Here is a 3,878-nt window from a genome sequence, read left to right on the forward strand (position 1 = left end):
ATATCGAGGCAACAGGAGCACGACTGCCTATTAGTCACCGCCACGGTGGCAGCTAAGATAGTAGCGTAAAGCGGGAATAGCTACTACTTAACTCCTTCCCGAAAGCGCTTATAATCCTCAGCCGTTTGATCGACCGCCTCAACCATCGGCACGTGACCGATATCCTTCATCATAATGACTTGTGATTGTGGAATGATGTCTTTGATCACCTTGACGGTTTCAGGCTTGATGACTTGGTCTTTATCACCCCATACCACGAGCGTTGGGATATTGTAGTCGGCGATGACTTTGGCGCGCTCCTCGACATTGTCAGTAACGATTTGCTCCAAAATATTGGCGTGTAGCCCTCTATTGGCAAGGCGCTCTTGCGCAAATACTGCTTTGACCGATTTTGGAATATATGGCGGCTTGTACATGACAAAATCGTACGTATCGTAGAAGTCTTCTTTGCTATTAATCAGCAAAGGATTGTTCTCAAGGGTTGCGCCCTCTAGCGATTTTGGCACGCCCGCTGACCAAAACCCTGCGCTATCGACCAGCCACAGACTTTTGACCTCATTAGGATACTTTGCCGCATACGCGACACTGATCGCGCCGCCCATCGAATTACCGCCGACATGTATATTTGACGCCACGCCCTTGGCTTGCATCAGCTCATGCAAACGTGTGGCTTGTGCCTGTGAGCGGTAGTCTGCGCCCATAGGCTTACTCGATTCGCCAAAACCAAGCAAATCAGGAATCAGCAAATGATAACCCTCTAGCTCATCAGCGATACGGGTAAAGTTGTCTTTGTTACCACCGAAGCCATGTATGAGCAATAAAGGCTCGCCTGCGATGTTGCCGTTTTCGGCATAGACCAGCTTATCGCCAGACGCTAGGGTGAATGATTTGGTCGTTAGATCCGATTTATTGCGCTCATACTGAATGAGCTTTTGGGTAGTATTGACCGCAAGTGTGTTGGGCGCGGTGGTACAGCCAACGACGGACGCCGCTAGTAAAGTGGCGAGACTAAGACGTTTTAAGATCATGAGAGCTTCCTAAATATGAATTTTGCTTATGAGTTTAACGGCAAACTCGTGTTTAGGGTTGTTAATTGATAACTTGATAGTCAAAACAGTTTTGTAATAAACAAAACGACCACCGAGCTGATTATCTTTCTAATCAAATGACTCAAGCATTGTCATTTATAATAGGCATCTTTATTCAACCTACGCCTACTTGGATGGCAAAAAGGATGCACATTGAGCGATACTCATACTGCCACTGATAAGAAGCGTGACCTTACCAAAGGATCCATTCCTAAAACCATGCTGCTATTTGCCTTGCCTACCCTTGGCTCATCAGCGCTACAGTCTCTAAACGGCTCGATCAATGCCGTTTGGGTGGGTCGGTTTTTGGGTGAAGAGGCGCTTGCCGCAACGGCGAACGGCAATATCTTGATGTTTATTATGATCTCTTTTGTCTTTGGTTTCGGTATGGCGGCGACTATCTTGATCGGTCAAGCGATGGGCAGCCGCAACGAGGTCCTGATCAAGCGCACGATGGGAACGGCGCTGGGTAGCATTATTCCGATAAGTGTACTGGTCTCGGCAGGCGGATGGATATTTGCGCCGATGCTACTAGATCTACTCGGTACGCCGCCAAGTGCGTTTGATCTTGCGCTGACTTATCTGCGCATGATTTTTATTGCGATGCCTGTCACCTTAACTTTTACGCTGATGATGATGGCGCTACGCGGCACGGGGGACTCTACGACGCCGCTTTGGTTTATTATTATCTCGGTGGTCATTGACCTGGTTTTGACACCGACACTTATTTTGGGTTTAGGGCCGTTTCCTGAATGGGGTATATTTGGCTCGGCGGTTGCAACCGCGGCGGCAAATGCTATCGCGCTTATTGGCATGATTATTACTTTGTACTGGCGCGGCTCAGTACTGACCTTAAGTATGCCAGAGCTGCGCTTTTTGCGTGCTGACCGTGAGATTTTGAAGTCGATGTTCTCCAAAGGTTTGCCCATGGGTCTGCAGATGATCGTTATCTCATCAGCGGCATTGACTATGCTATCGCTTATCAACCGCGAAGGGGTGCAGACGACCGCCGCCTATAGCGCAACCCAGCAGCTGTGGACGTATGTACAGATGCCTGCCATGGCGCTCAGTGCGGCGGCAAGCGCCATGGTCGCGCAAAACATCGGTGCTGATCAATGGAGCCGCGTGGCAGGAATCACCCGCTGGGGGCTTATCTTTAACGTGGTGTTAACAGGTACTATGATCGGCGTGCTAACCGCTTTTGATAGCACTATTCTGGGCTTTTTCTTGGGTAGTGATAGCCCAGCGGTACCGATTGGACGCCATATTCAACTCATGGCGACATGGGGCTTTGTGTTCTTTGGTATCGCGCAAGTGTTCTTTGGCACTATGCGTGCAAATGGCTATGTGATTTGGCCGCTGATTGTCATGGTGATCTCGATGTATCCGGTGCGACTTGGCTTTGCTTTTGGGCTTTATCCTGTACTTGGCACCGATGCGCTTTGGCTGTCGTTCCCAGCAGGCATGGTTGCTACCGCTGTGATGGGCGGAGGACTATATCTACACGGCGGCTGGCGTAAAGGCAAAAACCTATCGGCAGAGGAAGCGGCGCAAAGATCTGAGGGCTACCGTGCTCAGGTAGGGACTTGTTCGTCGTGCCGTGATATGGCACCGACGACGTCGTGGAAGCATTTACCTTCGCTGCGTATTGCCGACTTACGCCACAAACTTCAGAGCATTGATTAGGTACTGCAAAAGGGCGAATTTAGTGAGGCTAAGCGTTGGCATCGAGTTGGGGCTAGCTCAATAAAAACGTCACCGCCGCTAGCGCATGAATAGCGGTCATTAAAAACAATAACTAAGCAGAAGATTATGGCAAACACTACTACCCTCAACATTCGTATTCGTCGCAAATACTACCGTCTGATATTTACCTGCCTTATGGCGCTAATGATGTCGCTTATCATTTCAGCGGCACTGATACTGGTCAAGACGGGCTATAGCGATCATTTTTTCGCTGATCTAATGGGCTCATGGGGACTGGCATTTGTCTTTGCTTGGCCCAGTGCTTATCTCTGCGCGTATCTGGTGCAAGAGCATGTGCTGAGCCGCATCGAGTTTTATTGATCTTGTTAGACTCTCACAACATCAGGTAACCAAATCTGCCTTGCTAGTAATCCAAGCCTCTTGTTAAGGTAATTGTTTATAACAACAATAAAGGAGGCCACTATGCAAGCCTATCTACTCCATAAAGCAGGCGGTATTGAGAATCTAACTCTAAGTGAGATTGATACGCCCATGCCCAAAGATGGTGAGGTGCTAATTAAGATCAAAGCCATAAGTATCAATCCTGTCGATGTCAAAATACGCGAGATGCCAAAATTACTAGACAAAGTCTATGGCACCGATAGACCACTGATTTTGGGCTGGGATATTGCAGGTATAGTCCATGCGGTGGGCCGCGATGTTACTGACTTTAAGGCGGACGACAAGGTATTTGGACTCGTTAACTTCCCAGGTCATGGCAGTGCGTATGCCGAATACGTCGCCGCGCCTGGCGAGCATTTGGTCGAGATTCCTGAGGGCACCTCTTTTCCAGAAGCCGCCGCGACCACGCTTGCAGCATTAACCGCATTACAAGTACTACGCCCAAGAATAAAGGCGGGTGATAAAGTTCTGATACACGCAGGCTCAGGCGGCGTCGGTCATTTTGCGGTACAGATCGCCAAAGATATCGGCGCTTATGTCATCTCCACCTCCTCCGCTGACAATAGGGATTTTGTGTTGTCGCTCGGTGCAGATGAGCATATCGATTATGAAGCTCAAGACTTTGAAAAAATAGTCTCAGAT

At 49.0% G+C, this 3,878-nt stretch carries 4 protein-coding genes; 3 read left to right on the forward strand and 1 reads right to left on the reverse strand.

The window, feature by feature from the left end; genetic code table 11:
• Positions 1 to 83 precede the first annotated feature (83 nt).
• Positions 84 to 1,028 carry an alpha/beta hydrolase gene (locus ACTXGO_RS10810; protein WP_443574457.1) on the reverse strand — a complete coding sequence of 315 codons (945 nt, stop codon included), beginning with the start codon at positions 1,026 to 1,028 and terminating at the stop codon, positions 84 to 86.
• 213 nt (positions 1,029 to 1,241) lie between these two features.
• Between ACTXGO_RS10810 and ACTXGO_RS10815 the strand changes: the two genes are divergently transcribed.
• The 3 genes from ACTXGO_RS10815 to ACTXGO_RS10825 form a co-directional block, all read left to right on the forward strand.
• The gene (locus tag ACTXGO_RS10815; RefSeq protein WP_443574459.1) at positions 1,242 to 2,774 is read left to right on the forward strand and encodes an MATE family efflux transporter; all 1,533 of its coding nucleotides are present in this window, start codon (positions 1,242 to 1,244) and stop codon (positions 2,772 to 2,774) included.
• Between the two features lie 126 nt (positions 2,775 to 2,900).
• Positions 2,901 to 3,155: a DUF2798 domain-containing protein gene (locus ACTXGO_RS10820; protein ID WP_435949962.1), complete on the forward strand. Its 255-nt coding sequence runs from the start codon at positions 2,901 to 2,903 to the stop codon at positions 3,153 to 3,155.
• Positions 3,156 to 3,257: 102 nt separating this feature from the next.
• Positions 3,258 to 3,878, forward strand: a 621-nt coding sequence (locus tag ACTXGO_RS10825; protein ID WP_443574461.1) for an NADP-dependent oxidoreductase, incomplete at its 3' end; no start/stop codon positions are given.

The sequence above is a fragment of the Psychrobacter sp. T6-1 genome (assembly GCF_052258445.1).